Here is a 17,162-nt window from a genome sequence, read left to right on the forward strand (position 1 = left end):
TCGGGGGCCAAAAGAGTGCTTTCAAGAATTCAATTCATGAAAGCATTTGCGGAGCATCGATGCGTATCTATTTTTTGGGAGACATTCACGGAAACAATTATGCCCTGGAGGCATGTCTGAAGCATCTGGACACTCTCCAGGTCGATGCGGTCTATTGCCTGGGAGACTTGGTGGGATGGCTCCCATTTGGAGACCGCACCCTGACCCGCATGAGATCCCTCGACTTTCCAACCGTCGCCGGAAATCATGATCTGCTTGTGGCAGGGCGGTTTACGGATTTCCCCCATCAACTGGACCGTATGCAGGCGACTGCTTACAACTCGGGGCTGCTTTCCACAATCCCCGGCGCCATCGATTACCTGGCAGGTTTCCCCCTGATCCTTGAACGGGACGATTTCACCGTCATTCATCACAGCCCATTCCATCTGCCCGCCCACGGCGGCAAACCATCCATTGAACATTTCCACTATTTGGATGAAGCGGCCCTCAGGGAATGTCTCGGCACATGGAAGGCGTTCCCCTTTCGCCTCATCTTCAGCGGCCACGACCATATTCCAGCCGTATACGAGCTTCCTGAAACCACCGCCCATCTAAGGTTCGAAGACGTGCATGTCCACCTGCCCCCGGCAGATGGCCCCCTCACAATCCATCTGAACCCTCGTTCCAGGTACTGGATCAAAGCGGGAAGTGTGGGAGGCCCCTACAGAGACGGCATTCCCCTGGCCAATACGGTCCTCTACGATACCGACCGGAAAACGGTCACTCTTTATCGCATTCCCTATCCGCAGGCCAGGCTTTACGAAGAACTGGCATCACATCATTTCTGCGGCAATCTGCCCACAATCCGCCGCTTTATGGATTTATTGAACCGGGAGCTGTGAACTGCAATGATGTCCGTTTCCAAACCAAATTTATCCCGACTCCCCGCTCCGTCTCCGAGATTTTCAGCGATTCTTCATGGTTTGGGCGAGATCGCGAACCACATCGCCGGTACTCTTGAAATCGTGAGGGAACCAGGTCTTGAGGTATTCATTGTCTGCCACTAATTCGGGAGGATCGCCGGGGCGGATGGGTTTTTCCGTCACATTCACTTTAACTTGAAGCGCCTCCTCCACCGCTCTCACCAGTTCGCGCACAGAGGTTCCCTTCCCCCGCCCCACGTTGGAAATGAGCCGTTCCCGGGATTCCAGAACATCCAAAGCCTTGATGTGAGCGGCGCCGAGGTCCATCACATACACATAATCGCGAACGGCGGTCCCATCGGCTGTGGGATGGTCCGTCCCGAAAAGATAGAAGGGCGCTCCCGTCAGCGCCGCCTTCATGAGGTTCGGCAACACGTGGGTCTCCGGTTCGTGCCTTTCGTAGATTTCGCCTTCGGGATCGTTTCCCACGACGTTGAAGTAACGCAGGGCCGCAAAGCGGATTCCCACCACCGGAGCGACCGTCTTGATGACCTGCTCGCACATGAGCTTGGAAAGACCGTAGGGATTGGTCGGTTCCTGAGGATGGTCTTCACGAATGGTAGGTGTTCTGGCATTGCCGTAAGTGGCGCAGGAACTGGAAAAGACCAGCCGTTTCGTGCCCGCCCGCTTCATGGCTTTGAGCAGGGCCACCGTGCCTCCCACGTTATTGTCGAAATACATCTCGGGAAGGCGTGTGGATTCCTCCACGTAGGCGTTGGCCGCAAAATGGATGACCGCATCGACATTGAATCCCTTCAGGGCCTGGTAGAGCGCCTCCTCGTTTCTAATGTCTCCAAAAACGAAAGGACCGAATTTGACCCATTCAGCCCAACCGTTAGAGAGATTGTCGAAAACGATTGGTGTATGGCCGGCCTTTTTCAGCAGCTTGGACGTATGAGAACCGATGTAGCCCGCTCCTCCGGTGACTAAAATATTCATTCATTTCTCCTCGTTCCTATTGCGATATTGCCACATTAGCCACGGAGACACAGAGAAAAACCTTCAAATGAAATCTCTGTGTTTTCCGTGTCTCCGTAGTTCAAATGAAATCCGACAATATCAACCTATGTATAAGCGCATGACAGCTGTGTTCCACTGCATCTTCAGCCTTTGATTCCCCGCTCCCGGCACGGAACCTCTTTTCATGACATCGCAACTCCAAACAGCATGCATTATGCGACAAAAAGAGAAGGGATTCTAACACATTTTCATACTGCCTGGAGCAAGTGTTATTTCGTTCGGGAAGGGCATCGGAATTTGGGCGCGAGAACATCGAGACTCCCTTTCGATGCGCACGGGGGAGGTCACATCCCCGTTCTTTCCCCCTGGGGCTTGTCTTTAAAGCACCGTGCGATAATATTGCCCTACAGGAGGCTGAGAAGGATTTTTCATGCCCTAAACTTTTGTTATTTGCCCGATAGCCCTCGATGAGATAGTCTCACCCTGTGGGCTCTACGCCTCAAGGACCTATCCGGGAACCTTTTCCGGTTCAAACATTGCCGGGAAACAACCGACATGCAAAGGCGACTATGAATATGCTCCAATTGTTCCTCATTCTTTTTGGGATCCTTTACTTTCTCTCCCCTTTCGACCTGATCCCGGATTTCATACCCCTTCTGGGACGCATCGACGACCTGCTGGTGCTATTTTTTATCTATTGGAATTTTATTAGAAAAAATAGGAGATATGCTCCGGGAAGTTCCGGTGCCGACCCCGGTTCCCAATCCAGCGGACAAAACTCTTCCAACCGGCAGTACCAGCAATACCGTCAATCCTCCACATATCAGGGTACATCCCAGGGGCAAACCACACGGAAGAAAGACCCTTACAGTATTCTGGAAATCCCTCCCACTGCCACGATAGAGGAAATCAAGCGCGCCTACCGCCAGCAGGCAAACCGCTACCACCCCGATAAGGTAGCTCATCTGGGAGAAGAATTTCAGGCGTTGGCCAAGGAAAAATTCCAGGAAATCCAGCAGGCGTATGAAGAACTGCTGCGCCGTAAGGGCTGAGACTCGAAACAGCGTTTCAGTGCAGAGAGAAAAAAATACAGCACCCTTCTCCGGAAACTCCAGACAAAGGGGTATGAAACATTATGACAGAAGAATCCCCACAATTTGTATCCGTCCACACCATCGCCAACCGTTTTGAAGCGGACCTCCTTTTGGATGCGCTCGAGCAGGAAGGAATTCCCACCCTGCTGCGAACCTTTGAAGAGACGCCCTATGATGGCCTCTTTGTTTCCCAGAGAGGATGGGGGAAAATCATGGTCCCAGAAGCCCTGACCAGCCAGGCCCGCCAGGTTATCGAACCCCTTCTGAAAACCGTGCAGCCGGAAAGCCCCTACGTTGCCCCGTCGGAGATCGATCCCCACCTCTGGGAAAGACTGCGCGCAGCCGATCCTCAAACCGTCTGCCACAGCGCAAATGTGCGCTACAATGGCGCACTCGAAGCCTATGAATTCCCTTTCCTGAACACTCGATTCCATTGCTTTCCCCATCAGGAAGCCATTGAACCCATTGAAGAAAATCCATATGTGAGACTCGACTTCGAATTTTACCTCGCCACCCTGTATTATCTCCTGGAAGCTCAACCCCGAGAACCATCAGGAAACTGGATCAGTGAAAAAGACCTCCCCGGAGGAGCCTTTTTCTTTCGGGGTCCTCACGTTTTCCCCTTCTCTCCCCTTCTCAAGCTCTTCGACCCTCACCCCCACCTCTTTGACGCCGCCTCGCAAGTCCTCGGGGGAACCCGGGTGGACATGGGAGATGCGGCCTACAGCTTGCAAATCTATCCGCGCGTGCCGCTGCTCTTTGTGTTCTGGAAGGGCGATGATGAATTTGAGGCGGCCATGAACGTCCGTTTCGATGAAAACATCCTTCTCCATCTCAAAACCCTGGACACCCTGTGGGCATTGGTGAATGTAGTCTGCAGGAGCCTGCGCACCGCCGGAAAACAACTCTCTGAAGGAACCCCTTCATGAAATAACCCCTGTGTATCATTTCGCGGGTATATTCCGGCAGAAGTCCGGGTTTCGCCATTGAGACCTTTTCAGATGATTGATGGTCTATCGTCTTGCAGAGAAGTCATAAATCATTTTTGCATCTGCTCAATGTCAAACCACTTCCTGTGCCTCATCTCTTTCCAAAAGGGAAAAATAAAAGGTGCATAATCCTGAATCGGATTCAGAATCCATTGCAAGTTTAAGCTTTCAAAAATTCAGCGCTCGGATTAGACATTTGATTTAGTATATGTGTCGGAATTTTTTGATTTAATATTTGGTGTCCAATTCATGTTTGGTTTGATGGAGGGATCGTATGAACATTCGGCGCCTCGTTCTCGATGTCGACAAGGCGATGGCTCGGCCTCCTATTATCGATATTGCCCAGGCCATCAGCGCCTGTCCTGGGGTAGAGGCCGTAAACATCACTGTGACGGAAATCGATGTGGAAACGATCGGCATGGATGTGATCATCGAGGGCCAAGACCTGAACTATGACCTGATCGCGAAAGCGATCGAGTCGACGGGAGCCGTGGTTCACAGCATTGACCAGCTCGTCTGCGGCCAGCGAATCATAGAGCGCATCATCAGGGCTAGATGAAAATCCTTCGTTCATTGCTAAATCCAAAGAACCGTCTGGACATGGTCGCAGGGATCTGCGACGGGGTACTCACGGCCTTGACTCTCGTCGCGGGAAAGTTACTCGGACCGGAGGCGGGTGTCACAGCAAGTTTGGCGTTGCGTGTGGCAGTTGCTGCCGCCATCTCGGGTGCCTTCATCTTTTTCGTCGCTCACTACTCAGTGCTCCGCGCCGAACTCGTCGAAGCCGAGCGGCAGCTCAATTTGACAGAGAGCGGCCGCATGGCGACAACGCATCTCGGGCGGGCCATCTTGACCGAGGCGGTATGCCAGGCATTGGTGACAAGCCTGTGTAGTTTCGCTGGTGCCTTGCTCCCCTTGCTGGTTGGCGTATTGATGCCGATGCTCACGATAATCGTCGCGCTCGTGGCCTTGGGCATGCTCGGGGCCTTCCTGGGCCACACGGTTCATGGTCGGCCACTTTTCTGGGCAGTCGGCTTGTTCGTAGGCGGGATAGCATTGACAGGCGTCGGTTTCTACCTGAGAATCGTATGAGCCGGGCCTGCCTGCTTGGACCACTTGAGGGACGAACTTGGCGCTGCGGCAGACGGAGGCCATTACTTTGGTTTTGGGAGTTCGCTGTCTGAGGAGACAGCCGCCGCTGCCAGGTTCTGTTGATATTTGCCGGATTAGGCGTGTTTTCAATCGATTGGATATTCCTGGTATTATGGTCTAAAAAGTTCCAATTCCGATTCTGCGAAAAAGACAAATTCGCATTGACACGGAAGCGTACGGTGCTAAAAAGGAAGAAATCGCGCGCCACTTTTCAGGGCTCATTATCCCTCAACATATCCAGCGAAATTTCCATCATCTGCGTATCCCTCATCATGTTGATTCAAACTGAGCTCTCCTCTCACTCACATAACAGTTACCGTGAAAATGTGCCCTGTGCTGGTCGGGATCCCTTTCCCGATGTTGGCTACCAGGTTTGAAAACCCGACCTACGGTTTTCATGGCTGAGGGTAAACATTTCCGGATATTCATGACATGCCGGCGGGAGGAAGGCATGAGAATTCGAAAAGCCATCGTTCAGCTTTCCGGCTCTGACTAGAGTACAGGGAAAAATAAAGGAACAAGCAACTGGGAGTGGAAATCGTCAGTAAGTCGCTGGATGGCGTTGCACTCAACAAAGAAGAAATCGTACAACTCTTCAGAAATTCCGCTCTTCTCCGGGGAATCGGCAGTGATCCTTTCGGCAATTTTGTCCCATGTCAAGGGCTGACCCCCACTATTTTTCCACTTGCATTTTTACAACATTCAAAATATGTTTTCTCTTGTCAAAAATCATGTGAAGTAATATCAAATCTCGAATATCCGCCTGCAGCGTCTTGAGATGAGACCGACCATTGCGGGATCAACCGCCCGTCAAGAGGTCTTCTTGATAAATCAGGAAGGGGGTGACATGCTCAGGTACATTGGATCCAGCGAAGTGAGTTTTTCTTTTATCGATGCAGTCGAAATGGAAAGCAAACGAAAACCCTAAGCCAGGGAGGTAAAGATGGCGCGAAGTCTTCAAAAAACCAAAAAAGCCGAATTCTTGACCCTCGAAGAAGCGGTCAAGAAATATATGCACGATGGTATTGTATGTGCCTTCAGTGGATTCACGGGTTTCAACAGGAATCCTGTGGCCTTCGCCTGGGAGACCGTGAGGCAGGGCATCAAGGATATCCACGTGTTGGACAGACATGGCAGTATCTGCACCTGGCTCCTCAATGCCGTCAATGCCATAAAGATTTATGAGACCGACTGGATGGGCTGGGGAGAAATGGCTGGAAAGATCGATGTTAACCTTGATCGGAATTACAAAGCAGGGAAAATGATCCTGGAAGACTACGCCCACGGAGCTATGGCCATGAGATTTCTGGCGGGTGCAGTCGGTGCCCCTTTCATTCCCTATCATGCTCCATTGGGATCCGATCTTTATAACCCTGAATACGATGCCTTGGGGAGGGCTGGTCTCAGAAACGACAGTAATCCCAGGATTCCCAAGAAAAAGTTTATCCAGATGGAAGATCCCTTTTACGGCGATGGAGACGTGGTGCTTCTTCCAGCAGCGAGACCAGAGCTTGCTATCATCCATGTTTCCCAGGCAGGCGACAAGGGAACGGCGAGATGGCGGGGAGTGGGTACGATCGATAAGGAAATCGCATTTGCCTGCGACAAGGTTGTCCTTATTTGTGAAGAAATCGTACCGGAGGCAGAGTTGAGAGTTCATCCGGAATCCAACCAGATTCCCTACTTTACGGTCGATTGTATCGTGGAACAGCCCTGGGGCGCCTATCCGAGCTCCGTCCCCTTTTATTATGACTATGATGCACCCTTTATGCGAACCATGGATGCTGCATCCAGGAATCCGGACGATCTCAAAAAATGGCTTGACGAGTGGGTCTATGAACCGAAATCTTGGGAAGACTTTATGACCAAACTCGGCGCCAAAAAGCTCCTGGATCTTAGAGCAGACAGTGTCACCGGCTACAGCACCAGGATAATGAGGGGCAAAAAGCCTGCACCCAGGATGAAGATGCCCTTGTCCGTTGAAAGAAGTGGCTACTAAATAAGGGGGAGAACGTTATGGCAAAATCAATGGAAGAATTGATACAAATGATCGACAAGATTCCCGATGAACCCGCCAAGCCCAACGAGTTTATCTTGCCTGAACTGATGGCTATCGCCGTTGCTCACGAAGTCAGGAACGATGATATCGTTTTTGCTGGAACGGGGCTCCCCATGGTGGGTATGATGGCCGCAAATCTCCTGAATGCCCCCCAGGCTCTTCTGATCTACGAATCAGGAATATGTGACGGCAAAACCATGCATGTTCCCATGTCCGTGTGCGACCAGAGGGCTGCGAACATGAGCTCCACTTTGGGGGGCCTGGTGGATACCTTTGGATATTACCTCCAACGGGGTTATGTGACCCTCGGGTTTCTGGGCGGCGCGGCAATCGATAAGTACGGCGGAGTCAATGTTACCTCCATTGGGGATTACTTCGCCCCAACCCATCGCTTCACCGGTTCCGGCGGGAATTCGGATATTGGCACCATGGCGCACAGGACTGTCTTTATCATTCTTCAGGAAAAAAGAAGATTCCTCGAGAGAAATGATTACACCACGACTCCCGGCTGGTGGTGCTGGGATTTCAAGACCAAGGAATGGAAACCCAAAAGAGAGGTATGGAAAGGGACTCCTTTCGCTGAAACAGGCCCGACGGCAGTTGTCACGAACATGGGAGTTTACAGGTTTGATGAAGAGGGTATCATCTATCTGGAAACCGTGCACCCAGGTGTTACCGTGGCCCAGGTTCAAGAAAACTGCGGCTTCGAACTGAACATATCAAGATTGAAAGGGGAAACTCCCCATCCGACCTACAGGGAACTTTTTGTCGTCAGGGAATTCGTTGATCCCGAATTGATTTTCTTGCCACAGAAAATGGAATACCCAGCGAAGATCAAATCGATTATCGGCGAGTGATGAAGAATTAAAAAGATTTCCGGTGCATGATCCCTCGTTGGGACGGGCAGAAAACGGCTGCTTCGCCTCGAACCGGCGAGAAACTGCTCTTAGAACCTATCCAGAAACCACCTGTGGACTTTGCGACACCCCCCTTGGTCCCCCCTTGAGGGGGGGGAATTAAAGGGGGGTGTCCGCTGCCGAGGTAGGTTTTTGGATAGGCTCTTAATGCGACATTGTCACATTAACCACGGAGACACGGAGGGCACGGAGAAAGACCTTCAAATGAAATCTCCGTGTCTCCGTGGTTCAGATGAAATCTGACAATGTCAAGTTAAGCCCTTCCTATAATAAGATGCGGCAAGAGCCGGAGAGAAAAACTAATTATTTACAATAAGTCAAATACCTCCGGCAAAGCCGGAGGCTTGAAAATATGGACCGCTCAAAGCGGTTGTAAACCATTGGCCACCTAAAGGTGGCGGCTACTTGAACTTATGCAGTTGATCGAGTCTGCGATCCTCGGTTTCCTGCTTTTTGATATATTCGCGGATCATCTTCTCATCTTTACCCACCGTGGACACGAAGTATCCGCGCGCCCAGAAATTGTGGCCAGTGAAATTCTTCCTCTGACCAAGGAAGCTCCTTGCAATGTGGATGGCACTTTTGCCCTTGATGAAACCCACCACTTGGGCAACGCTGTACTTGGGTGGAATGCTGATGAGCATGTGGACATGGTCCACCAGCAGATGACCTTCCACTATCTTGCTCTCACGCTGCATCGCAAGCTCTCTGAATATCTGCCCCAAATGCTTTCGGAGCTCTTCATAGAGGGTCTTCCTTCGGTATTTGGGAATCCATACCACATGGTACTTGCAGTCCCACGCCGTGTGGCTTAGGCTTTGGTATTCGTCCATACGAAAGCTTTCCTTTCTGTAAACTTTGAGCGGTTCACAGGAGGGAAGCTTTCGTATACTCCCGGAAATGTCAAACTCTGGGAGTCGCCCGGCAGAGCCGGGGGTTTACCCAAAATTAATTAAAATTAAACACCTGATCAGAAGTTATTTAACATTCTCGAGCCTTATTGATTATGTCATTCCGGCATGCTTTTAGCCGGAATCCAGCCCCACGGCAAATTCTCTGGATACCGGCTTACGCCGGTATGACGGTATGAAAATATCAAAAAATATGTGATCAGGTGCTTAAAAGCAGTTTTTTGATTAAAGCCTGATGTCCACATCCACCTCGGAGGCCAGTTTTTGCAGGAAGTCGCGAGATATTCCCTTTTTTATTTCTTCCAAGTCTGTCTCGAGGACTTCGCAGAGGGCATGCACAAAACCTTCGTACAGGTGTATGAGAGAGGTAAGGCCGTCATTGGGTTGTCGCAGCATCAACGCCTCTTCTATGGTCATCGTGATGAACTGATCGCTTATTAAATCCAAGGAGGATTTTTTCAAGTATTCCAGGTATTGGGAAGGCTCAATCAGATCATTGCTATAAAGCCAGCTGAGCTGTAGAAAAACGCAGTAACAGTAATGGGCTCTATCTCTTATTTCTTGTTCAGAAAGCATACTCTCCCTATTTTCCCTGTGAGTTGTAGAGTCTTTCGCCTTTTCTTTTCCTGTCAAAACAGTAAACTTCCATTCCTGGAACAATGACCCTGACTGTCGGAATTCCTACGTCCGACCTGGTCAGATCGACAACGATCACCTTGTTCAATCCTCTTTCTCTCAGTTTCCTCAATATGATCTGTATATCCTGAAGGACGTCTTCGCTGTATTCCGATTTTATTTCGCCAAGATATTTTTTCTCGTGAGCATAGAAACGAGGATCGGCATCATATGACTCCCGGTAATAGTGGGAAGCGGTCTCCTGTAATCCCTTGATCCCGTATTTCTGAATGAAAAGAGCCCGGGTTGTCGTCATTTCCAGCAAGGCGCGGGCCATGGCAACCCGGGGGTCCAAATGAGCGCCGAAACCGTCGATTGGTATCATGTTTGAGTGAACCAGGTCTTCAGAGAAGGCAGCAATAACAGGAACTCCGATATCGGATGTGATGTCTTTGGCCGTCACCTGAATCTCGGCCTTTTCAAATTTCTCTATTAAATCAATGATAAATTGATGACCGGGGTGATCATCCACTACAAGGGCGTTGTCCATTTCGTGGTTGAATTTGGCTATACTCCAGGCATCTCTTTCTATTATTTCGGTAAGCCCGTGAAAAATTGCCTCTTCCATGGTATTGCCCGAGGCAAGTCCGTTGGTATGCGTGTCGATTAAGTTTTCAGTTTCTATATGAAATGGATGATACACCGAACAGGCCGGCACCAGGATGTCTTCTTCATTCACGATATCGTATCCCCAGACCCAGTATAAGTCCTTGTTCGCACTGAAGTTCGTGAACCGGGGTAATATGAGTTCGCCAGGATCCAGTACATTGTATTTGGATCGCAGGTTTTGGTAGGGTCCTTGTACGAGTCTTTCCAGGTACTCACTTCTGAATTCGGAAGAATATCTTTCAATCGATTCCATCAGCAAGGATACCTGTGCCTGCGTTTTTGAAACTCCTTTACCGGTATGACTGGTCCTGGAATTGTCGGGCCTCAACCGCTCACAGGTGAAAACCGGAATTCCGATGCGATCCAAATTGGTTGACTCCTGAAAAGAACTCATCCCTAGAATCTCTTTCATTCTATCTATGAATCGAAGGGTTGAATCCGGCGTCCTGGAGCGGTGCGTTTCCAGGACATAGACTTTAGGGCATTTGTGAAGGGTTAGAGCCGGCACATTGAGTCTCCTTGATTTTTTGTTAATCCAATGTTTTGATTCGATTGCAATGCTTGAAAAAGCGTGCGCTTGCTCTGCGGTTCAAGTTCGCTTTCTTTTTTCTCCGGCCGAAAAAGCTCGTTGACCAAACCATTGCAGCATAGGATAACGAACAATAGAAGAAGAGAGAAGAGATATTACTCACCAAAGACCTTCGAACTTCTTTTTTGCGGCATGCACAACACCCCCCTGAGGAGACAGTATGAGTCTGACAGCACGAGATGTTATGGATACCCGGTATCGAACGCTACAGCCGCAGACCCCTATTGCAGAAGCAATAGATATTTTTGAGAAAGCGAGTGAGGAGCGAGGGCAGCGGGTATTCGGGATGATGGTAACCGACGAAGCAGGGCGATTGGTAGGCATGCTTTCCATGTACGATATTCTTCTTCTCATGCGCCCCAAGCATATTCACATCTGGGGGGAAATGAAAGACATCGACGTCAGCGGATTCATAAGAGAAGCCTGTGAACGGGCCAAACCGATCCTCGTCGGGGACATCATGACCACCGAAGTGGTCACCATAGAACCCGACACACACCTCATGCTCATCGTGGATATCATGATCAAAAAACATATCCGCCGTCTCCCCGTCATCGATAACGGAAAGGTCGTAGGAATTGTTTATATTTCAACCGTTTTTCATCATCTCATGAAGCAGATGAAGCGTTGAACACGAGACAGTTTGAGTGTTTCCCATGCAAGCCACTGATCGCAAGAATGTTTTAAGTCATTTGAAAGTCCGGGAGGCCATGCGCAAGCTTGCCGTTCACGTGCCTCGTGGCGCCCCTTTGGAACGCGCCGCCCGATTCACTATCAAATATAAAGTCAACGCCATTCTCGTGACATCGGAAAATCTCGAACCCTTAGGAGTCGTTTCCAAGACGGATCTCATGGGAGCCTATTATGCGGAACTTCCCATTGAAACTCCCGTGGAAGCCATCATGATAGGTCCTCCCCTCTTCTGCCGCGTGGACGATTCTCTGGAATCCGCCCTCGAATCCATGCGAACCAATAGAATCCACCGGCTGTTCGTTCTGGGAGACGAATCCGACCAGGCGGTCGGCGTGCTCGCGTACCCGGACATTGTGGGCTTGCTCTACAGGTATTGTCACCAATGCGAGAGAAGCATCATCCGATCCCGAGGCCCCGATTCGGACCTGAGCTTTGCAGACCGCTTCAGGGTCTCTGAAGTCATGACTCCGTCGGTGCATGCGCAGAGGGAGAACGAAACCCTGCTGGAAGTGATGGAGAGCTTGTCGGCGCATCGGCTTGGAGCCGTCCTCATCAAGGGGGGAAACGACCTTCCGGTGGGAGTGCTTTCCAAGACCGATCTCATCATGGCCTACAAGCATGCGATCCCCACCAGTGCGGAAGCACGAACCATCATGCGCTCGCCCGTCATGACCTGCGATCATGACGATCCATTGGTCCTGGCCATTCAAAAGATGATCTTTTCAGACATCTACCGTTTGTTTGTCCACAGGAACCATCCGGAAAACATCGTGGGAGTCATCTCCCTTACAGACGCTGCGAGAATCCGTTCAGGATCCTGCCGCGCCTGCATGAGCAGCCGCATCCTGATCGATACCGAATCCTGACTCCTCCCGTAGGTCGATCGACAGAAATTTATCCATGAAGTCTCTCAAACCAGCAGTTCAAGGTCTTCCAACATCTGACGGTCCTGATCCCGATCACGTCCCGCGACCGTCAGGAGCGGTCCAGCCATGATTCCCGTAGCCCCGGCGTAGAAAACCATGGACTGCAGGTCCCTCAAATGCACCCGCCCCGCACAGACCTTGACTTCCGCTTTGGGGTTCATCATGCGAAACATGGCGATGCTTCGAAGCATGTCCATGGGTTTCATGACAGTCTGCTCTTCGAGCTTTGTACCCGGAATGGGGATCAGGAAATTGAGAGGAATGGAATCCACTTCTTCCCCGGCCAGAAAGGATGCAAACTCCACCCGCTGATCCAGGGTTTCACCCAGCCCCAGGATGCCGCCGCAGCAGACTTCCATGCCCACTTCCTTCGCTGTCCGAACCGTTTCCACCCGCATGGAATAACTGTGCGTGGAGCAGATGCTCGGGAAAAAGCTTTCCGATGTCTCCAGGTTGTGGTGAAAACGTTTGAATCCGGCATTCTTGAGAATTCGGAGCCGTTCCTTGTCCAGGCATCCCAGGGAGGCGCACCAGGAGACGCGAGGATTCGTATGGCTTTTGGGAGCCTCGCAGATCTGGAGAACCTCCGCATCTTTCAGAGCCTTCCCGCTGGCAACCACTCCAAAATGGTCGATGGGAAGTTTGGATGCAGCCTGGTAGGTGCTCACCAGTTCCTCTGTGCTTGCCAGGGGAAAGACTTTCGCCTGAGTCCTGTGGTGAGCCGATTGAGCACAAAAGGCGCAGTCTTCTGAACAGCCGCCGCTCTTGGCATTCATGATGGAACACAAATGAATACGGTTTCCGAAATATCGCTTTCGAAGCTGAGTGGCGCATGCGAGAATTTCGGGAATTTCTCCGGCATCACTTTTCAAAATCTCCAAAGCGGTATCCCGGGAAACAGCCCTTCCTTCTTCCGCCGCGTGCCGCATATCCTTCAGATGGATTTCTTTCATTTATATTTCTCCCCGAGAATAACTCGATTTTGAAGGTCTTTCTCCGTGCCCTCTGTGCCTCCGTGGTTTATATGACAAGGAAAGCCAGGTCATGAAAACGCCAACCTTTCAATCTCGCGCAAGACTTCCTGGACTGCATTCTTCGCCCCCGGGTCACACTCCATATGGGGGAGCGGCCCCAGGACGGGAACGGAGGCCAAATCCTGCAATACCCTGGGATTGCTCCAGTAACTGGCATCATGCTCGCAGGATTCATTTTCATTGAGGAGCACCCCAATGACGCGAATCCCTCTGGAAAGAGCCGACTCCACGGTGAGAAGAGAATGGTTCACGGTCCCAAGGCCTGCCCGTGCGACGATGAGAAGGGGAAGCTTTAGATCCCGGACGAGATCCGCGTAGAGACAGGAATGGGAGAGGGGCACCAGCAATCCCCCCGCCCCTTCCACGAGCACCACATCCGAGGCCTCGGCGATATTCCGGTACTTTTCCTTGATGTGTTCAAGATCGATGGTGATGCCCGCCTCCCGTGCCGCCTCGGCCGGAGCCAGCGGCCGGGGAAGAGCATAGGGGCAAATCGTATCCAGAGGCATATGCGAACCGGCCGCAACTTTCAGCCGGAGTGCATCCTTCGGCAGCCATTGCCCTTCGACCTCCTCGCAGTCGCTTTCCGCCGGCTTCATCACCCCGACTTTCATGTAATCCTTCAGATGAGACGCCAAAAGGCAGGTCACAAAGGTTTTCCCCACCCCCGTATCGGTTCCCGTAACGAAAAGCCCCTTTTGTTGCCCCATCTTCCCGCTCCCGTTGTCAGGTATCAATCCTTGTGCTCGAAACAACAACTTTCGAAAGGCTCTTTACTCAGATTCCCACTCACGTGTCAAGCGTTGGTTAACCAGTTGAGCACAATTGGGTTGACGAAGTCCAGAAACTCATGGTATCCCCCAATCCGAAAGGGGTTACAGAATGAATGTCGAACGGCTTCTCCAGCTGGACGCCGACCATGTGTGGCATCCGTGCACTCAAATGAAAGATCACGAGGAACTTCCCCCCATTCCCATTGAACGGGGCGACGGAGTCTACCTCCAGGATAAGAACGGCAAATGTTATATCGACGGCGTTTCCTCCTGGTGGGTGAATCTCCTGGGGCACAATCATCCCCGCCTGAACACCGCGCTCATCGAACAGAGCCGAAAGATTGCTCACCATATTTTTGCAAACTTCACGAATGAACCGGCCGTCATGCTTTCGGCCAAACTCGCGGCCGTCACGCCGGGCAATCTCTCCAAGGTGTTTTTCACGGACAACGGATCTTCGGCCGTGGAAGCGGCTCTGAAAATGTCTTTCCAATACTGGCAGCAGTGCGGCCATCCAGGAAAGACGAAATTCCTTTCCCTCACAGGGGCGTATCACGGCGAAACCATCGGGGCACTGAGCGTCGGAGGCTGCGACCTTTACCGGCAGATCTATCAGCCCATTCTTCTTCAAGGATTTCAGGTCCAGGGGCCCGATTGCTACCGCTGTGCCGAAGGGAAACACCGGGATACCTGCCAGGCCGAATGTTTCGCTCACGTGGAAGCCATTGTGCGGGAACATCACGAATCCATTGCGGGGATCATTCTGGAACCGCTGGTGCAAGGAGCCGCCGGCATGCGCATCTATTCCCCCCGCTACCTGCAAAAGCTCCGCTCCCTTTGCGACACGTATAAAATCCATTACATAGCGGACGAAATCGCTGTTGGATTCGGACGCACGGGGAAGATGTTCGCCAACGACCATGCCCGGGTAGCCCCGGACATCATGTGCCTTTCCAAGGGCATCACGGGAGGCTATCTCCCTCTTGCCGTGGTCGTTACTCATGACGAGATTTACCGCGCTTTTTACGATGAATACACAAGTCTCAAAGCCTTTCTCCATTCCCACAGCTACACCGGCAATCCCCTCGCCTGCGCCGTTGCCGTGGAAGTGTTGACCATTTTCGAGGAAGAAAAGATCCTCGAAGAGGTGCAGCCCAAAATCGACCAACTGGCCTCCTTCAAGGAACGGTTCGAAGCCCTCCCCTGCGTGGGGGAATTCCGGCAACTGGGGATGATCGCAGCCGTGGAACTGGTCAAGGACAGGGAAACCAGAGAAGGCTTTCCCTGGGAAGAACGCACAGGGTATCGGGTCTTCCAGGAGGCCCTGAAAGCAGGGGCTTTGCTGCGCCCACTGGGAAATGTGGTCTATTTTTTCCCGCCTCTCACGATCAAACCCAACGAACTGGAGACTCTCGCAGACATCGCCTGCGAATCTATTGGAAAGGTTCTCGGGAAATAGGCTCATGGCTGATGGCTCATGGCTGATGGCTCATGGCTGATGGGTGATGGGTGATGGCTCATGGCTGATGGGTGCCCCCAGGGAGTTGGCGGATTCTAATACCCGTTATTCACCACAGAGGCACAGAGGGCACGGAGAAGATTTTGGAATTTTTATGGGATTCCTCCGTGATCTCTGTGCCTCCGTGGTGAATGGGGATTTCAAGAGCGGCTCACTCCCTTAAAGGGCTCGTGTCTGAAGTTGCGCATGTATTCAAAAGGTTGGAAAATCGGGAACATGAATGAAATATACCCCCAAGTGAACGAATGTTTCCACTTCGATCCGTCGGACCCCTTATTTGAAGACCACTTTCCCGGCCGGCCCGTGATTCCGGGTTCTCTGGTGCTCGATTGCTTTCAGAAAGCCATCCGTGACAGGCTCATGCCTCAAGAAAAGCCGCTCCTGGTCCTTGCAGGAATCCGCAACGCGCGTTTCATCCGTTTTGGTCGCCCGGGCTGGGTGGAAGTGGAAATCTCTCATATGGGCGTAGACGATGACCGCGTCATCTTTTCCTGCCTGGCCCGGCAGGATGGGCAAACGCTCTCCTCCGCCCTGCTGCAGTACGGACGGTCATGATTTCCCTGCACCCGAAAATCCAGCGTGCTCTCATCACCGGTGGAAGCCGTGGAATCGGACTCGCCATTGCCCGGCGTCTCATGGATCAGGGGGTGGAAGTCTATTACGCATCGAGGCAGCCCTCGGCTTTTGAACATTCACTGCTCCATCATCTTGCCGCTGATTTTTCCAATCCCCGGGAAAGCATGGGTGCCATCAGCGAATCTTTCCAGGGAATGGAGCGGGTGCCGGATGTCCTCGTTTGCGCAGCGGGAACGCTTCACGAAGCTCTTGTCCTCCGCCAGGAGGATGCGTCGATGGAGGAACAGCTGCGGGTCAACATGACTTTCCACATGCACCTCATCCGCTGGATCGTCGCCCCCATGCTGCTGCGACGGTTCGGGCGCATCGTGGGCATCTCTTCCACCGCAGCCCGCTTCCCTGCTCCAGGGCAAGCAGTCTACGCATCGGCCAAAGCGGGGCTCGAAGCCTTCCTGAAGGGCTGTGCCGTTGAATTTGCGCGCAAAGGCATCACCTGCAACTGGGTTACCCCCGGCTACGTTCGAACGGATTTTTCCTCCGAGTTTCTGGCACAAAAGGACCTGAAGAAGGTCGTACCTGTGGGGCGTGCGGGAACATCGGAGGAAGTTGCCGAAGCGGTGATGCTCTTCCTGGGAGAATATAGCGATTACCTGACCGGTTCGCAGATTGTCGTGGATGGAGGGCTTTCCCTCGCAGTGAAATAAACAGGATACCAATCGATACA

At 51.9% G+C, this 17,162-nt stretch carries 19 protein-coding genes; 13 read left to right on the forward strand and 6 right to left on the reverse strand.

Going from position 1 to position 17,162, the window contains the following annotated elements; all coding sequences use genetic code 11:
- Positions 1–59: 59 nt before the first annotated feature.
- A complete protein-coding gene (locus tag QMG16_RS06820; RefSeq protein WP_281793224.1) occupies positions 60–881 on the forward strand; it encodes a metallophosphoesterase family protein in 822 nt (273 codons plus the stop codon).
- 63 nt (positions 882–944) lie between these two features.
- Here QMG16_RS06820 and galE read toward each other — a convergent pair whose 3' ends face one another.
- Positions 945–1,901, reverse strand: coding sequence for a UDP-glucose 4-epimerase GalE (galE, locus tag QMG16_RS06825; RefSeq protein ID WP_281793225.1), 957 nt, complete (start codon positions 1,899–1,901; stop codon positions 945–947).
- Between the two features lie 596 nt (positions 1,902–2,497).
- Between galE and QMG16_RS06830 the strand changes: the two genes are divergently transcribed.
- The 7 genes from QMG16_RS06830 (at position 2,498) to QMG16_RS06860 (ending at position 8,073) form a co-directional block, all read left to right on the forward strand.
- The gene (locus QMG16_RS06830) at positions 2,498–2,974 is read left to right on the forward strand and encodes a DnaJ domain-containing protein (protein WP_281793226.1); all 477 of its coding nucleotides are present in this window, start codon (positions 2,498–2,500) and stop codon (positions 2,972–2,974) included.
- An 83-nt stretch (positions 2,975–3,057) separates the two neighbouring features.
- Positions 3,058–3,945: a DUF3786 domain-containing protein gene (locus QMG16_RS06835; RefSeq protein ID WP_281793227.1), complete on the forward strand. Its 888-nt coding sequence runs from the start codon at positions 3,058–3,060 to the stop codon at positions 3,943–3,945.
- A gap of 334 nt (positions 3,946–4,279) precedes the next feature.
- Positions 4,280–4,564 (forward strand): DUF211 domain-containing protein, encoded by a 285-nt coding sequence (locus tag QMG16_RS06840; RefSeq protein WP_281793228.1) that lies wholly within the window; start codon positions 4,280–4,282, stop codon positions 4,562–4,564.
- Entirely contained in the window at positions 4,561–5,097 is a 537-nt protein-coding gene (locus tag QMG16_RS06845; protein WP_281793229.1) for a hypothetical protein, read from the forward strand. Before QMG16_RS06840 ends, QMG16_RS06845 begins: the two co-directional genes overlap by 4 nt.
- A 591-nt stretch (positions 5,098–5,688) precedes the next feature.
- Positions 5,689–5,934, forward strand: coding sequence for a hypothetical protein (locus QMG16_RS06850; RefSeq protein ID WP_281793230.1), 246 nt, complete (start codon positions 5,689–5,691; stop codon positions 5,932–5,934).
- Positions 5,935–6,100: 166 nt separating this feature from the next.
- Positions 6,101–7,156: a CoA transferase subunit A gene (locus tag QMG16_RS06855; RefSeq protein ID WP_281793231.1), complete on the forward strand. Its 1,056-nt coding sequence runs from the start codon at positions 6,101–6,103 to the stop codon at positions 7,154–7,156.
- 17 nt (positions 7,157–7,173) lie between these two features.
- Positions 7,174–8,073 carry a CoA-transferase subunit beta gene (locus QMG16_RS06860; protein WP_281793232.1) on the forward strand — a complete coding sequence of 300 codons (900 nt, stop codon included), beginning with the start codon at positions 7,174–7,176 and terminating at the stop codon, positions 8,071–8,073.
- 461 nt (positions 8,074–8,534) lie between these two features.
- Here QMG16_RS06860 and tnpA read toward each other — a convergent pair whose 3' ends face one another.
- The 3 genes from tnpA to QMG16_RS06875 all read right to left on the reverse strand — a co-directional run bounded on the left by tnpA (position 8,535) and on the right by QMG16_RS06875 (position 10,836).
- Entirely contained in the window at positions 8,535–8,966 is a 432-nt protein-coding gene (tnpA, locus tag QMG16_RS06865) for an IS200/IS605 family transposase (protein ID WP_281791647.1), read from the reverse strand.
- Between the two features lie 303 nt (positions 8,967–9,269).
- A complete protein-coding gene (locus QMG16_RS06870; protein WP_281793233.1) occupies positions 9,270–9,620 on the reverse strand; it encodes a hypothetical protein in 351 nt (116 codons plus the stop codon).
- Between the two features lie 7 nt (positions 9,621–9,627).
- Positions 9,628–10,836 carry a YcaO-like family protein gene (locus QMG16_RS06875; protein WP_281793234.1) on the reverse strand — a complete coding sequence of 403 codons (1,209 nt, stop codon included), beginning with the start codon at positions 10,834–10,836 and terminating at the stop codon, positions 9,628–9,630.
- Positions 10,837–11,077: 241 nt separating this feature from the next.
- Between QMG16_RS06875 and QMG16_RS06880 the strand changes: the two genes are divergently transcribed.
- Positions 11,078–11,548: a CBS domain-containing protein gene (locus QMG16_RS06880; protein WP_281793235.1), complete on the forward strand. Its 471-nt coding sequence runs from the start codon at positions 11,078–11,080 to the stop codon at positions 11,546–11,548.
- A 25-nt stretch (positions 11,549–11,573) separates the two neighbouring features.
- On the forward strand, positions 11,574–12,476 hold the full coding sequence (locus QMG16_RS06885; RefSeq protein ID WP_281793236.1) for a CBS domain-containing protein: 903 nt from the start codon (positions 11,574–11,576) through the stop codon (positions 12,474–12,476).
- Between the two features lie 44 nt (positions 12,477–12,520).
- Here QMG16_RS06885 and bioB read toward each other — a convergent pair whose 3' ends face one another.
- Together bioB and bioD are read right to left on the reverse strand one after the other, a co-directional pair.
- The gene (bioB, locus tag QMG16_RS06890) at positions 12,521–13,489 is read right to left on the reverse strand and encodes a biotin synthase BioB (RefSeq protein WP_281793237.1); all 969 of its coding nucleotides are present in this window, start codon (positions 13,487–13,489) and stop codon (positions 12,521–12,523) included.
- Between the two features lie 89 nt (positions 13,490–13,578).
- Positions 13,579–14,280: a dethiobiotin synthase gene (gene bioD / locus QMG16_RS06895; RefSeq protein ID WP_281793238.1), complete on the reverse strand. Its 702-nt coding sequence runs from the start codon at positions 14,278–14,280 to the stop codon at positions 13,579–13,581.
- Positions 14,281–14,452: 172 nt separating this feature from the next.
- Between bioD and bioA the strand changes: the two genes are divergently transcribed.
- From bioA to QMG16_RS06910, 3 genes are all read left to right on the forward strand, one after another.
- Positions 14,453–15,802: an adenosylmethionine--8-amino-7-oxononanoate transaminase gene (bioA, locus tag QMG16_RS06900; RefSeq protein WP_281793239.1), complete on the forward strand. Its 1,350-nt coding sequence runs from the start codon at positions 14,453–14,455 to the stop codon at positions 15,800–15,802.
- A 276-nt stretch (positions 15,803–16,078) separates the two neighbouring features.
- Positions 16,079–16,417 (forward strand): ApeI family dehydratase, encoded by a 339-nt coding sequence (locus QMG16_RS06905; RefSeq protein ID WP_281793240.1) that lies wholly within the window; start codon positions 16,079–16,081, stop codon positions 16,415–16,417.
- Positions 16,414–17,142 (forward strand): SDR family NAD(P)-dependent oxidoreductase, encoded by a 729-nt coding sequence (locus QMG16_RS06910; RefSeq protein WP_281793241.1) that lies wholly within the window; start codon positions 16,414–16,416, stop codon positions 17,140–17,142. Before QMG16_RS06905 ends, QMG16_RS06910 begins: the two co-directional genes overlap by 4 nt.
- Positions 17,143–17,162 lie beyond the last annotated feature (20 nt).

Source organism: Desulforhabdus amnigena (genome assembly GCF_027925305.1).
GTDB classification, from domain to species: domain Bacteria; phylum Desulfobacterota; class Syntrophobacteria; order Syntrophobacterales; family Syntrophobacteraceae; genus Desulforhabdus; species Desulforhabdus amnigena.